The following is a 1338-nucleotide window of genomic DNA, read 5'->3' on the forward strand; positions in this document are numbered from 1 at the left end:
TAACAAACAATTTAAGAGTGACTCCTAACGCTTAGCGATTTCACTTCGAATTGAATTTTGTGTTTACGGCGCAGTGGTTTAGTTTGGGTGTTATAGCGTTATCGCACCTTAATTGGGCGTTATGCCTTGCTCGTAAAAATCGAACTTATGTATAGCTTGTTAATAGGGGATTATATGGAATGGATATTTTGGTTTGCGATTATTTGTATGGTTTTATGGTGGATTAGTAATTTTTTCACCAATAAGAAGCGAGAAAGGTTAGCTCAAAAATACGAAAGTCTTGATATCGCCGATAAGTTAATGAACAAAGTGATTTGGCAGGGAGAGACTATGGAGCAGTTAATGGACTCTTTTGGGAGCCCAATTGATATAGAGCAAACGGTACTAAAAACGAAGACCAAGGTAACGTGGAAGTATGGTAAAACGGGTAAGAATCGTTACACCCTGAGAATTCATCTAGAGGATGGTGAAGTTATCGGTTGGGTTCAAAAATAGGCATAACAAACAATTTAAGCGTGATTCCCCACGCTTGGCATTTTTGGTTTGGGTTTAGTTTAGTGTTTACGGTGTCCAAGTTGAGTGCAGTGGCAGCGTGGCTCACACCTTAATTGGGCGTTATATTTTTAATTGAAATCGAGTAAATCATGGATGAATTGAGCCAAGCTTATTTAGATAGTTTTCTGAAGACATTACCCCATCAAATCGCTGATAAATATACATCTTTCAGTTCTGATTATTACTGTGCTGATGAGTACAACGCGAATTTGTGTGCCGAACTTATTTTACGTGGTGAAAAGCAAGCATCATGCAGTTTAGCTCATTGGTATAAGTTTGAAGGTGAGCTAATGCCAGAGATCGGGCATCTTCAAGTTGTAACTAATTGGGACGGAAAGCCTATTTGTATCGTAGAAATTACGTCGGTATCTGAATGTAAATATAACGAAGTTACACCTGAATTCGCAGCAGCAGAAGGTGAGGGTGATAAAACCTTAAAGTGGTGGCGAAATGCTCACTGGAACTTCTTCTCACGTGAATGTGAAGAGTTAGGTATTGATCCAAGAGAGGACATGCTATTGATTTTGGAACGCTTTAAGGTCGTCTTTAAATAAAAATCTAACAAAGCATTTAAGAGGGATTCTCAACGCTTGGCATTTTTGCATCTACTTCAAATTTAGTGTTTACGGTACAATACTTTAGGTGGGGTGGAGGCGTTGTTCACCCCTTAATGCGGCGTTATATTGCATAAGATTCAAAGGGTTAAATTATCCGTTTATCTTTGTTCTGCGTTCAAGCTACACACCTGTTCGTTCCGTGAAAAATGCCATCAAAATGACCATC

At 38.9% G+C, this 1338-nt stretch carries 2 protein-coding genes; both read left to right on the forward strand.

Features of this window, described 5'->3' with window-relative positions; translation table 11 throughout:
* Nucleotides 1-174: 174 nt before the first annotated feature.
* On the forward strand, nt 175-495 hold the full coding sequence (locus tag FCV43_RS00030) for a DUF2845 domain-containing protein (RefSeq protein WP_136993655.1): 321 nt from the start codon (nt 175-177) through the stop codon (nt 493-495).
* Nucleotides 496-644: 149 nt separating this feature from the next.
* Nucleotides 645-1109: an ASCH domain-containing protein gene (locus FCV43_RS00035; protein ID WP_136993656.1), complete on the forward strand. Its 465-nt coding sequence runs from the start codon at nt 645-647 to the stop codon at nt 1107-1109.
* The last annotated feature ends 229 nt before the right edge of the window (nt 1110-1338 follow it).

This window comes from Vibrio genomosp. F6 (genome assembly GCF_005146325.1).
Classification (GTDB): Bacteria; Pseudomonadota; Gammaproteobacteria; order Enterobacterales; family Vibrionaceae; genus Vibrio; species Vibrio cortegadensis.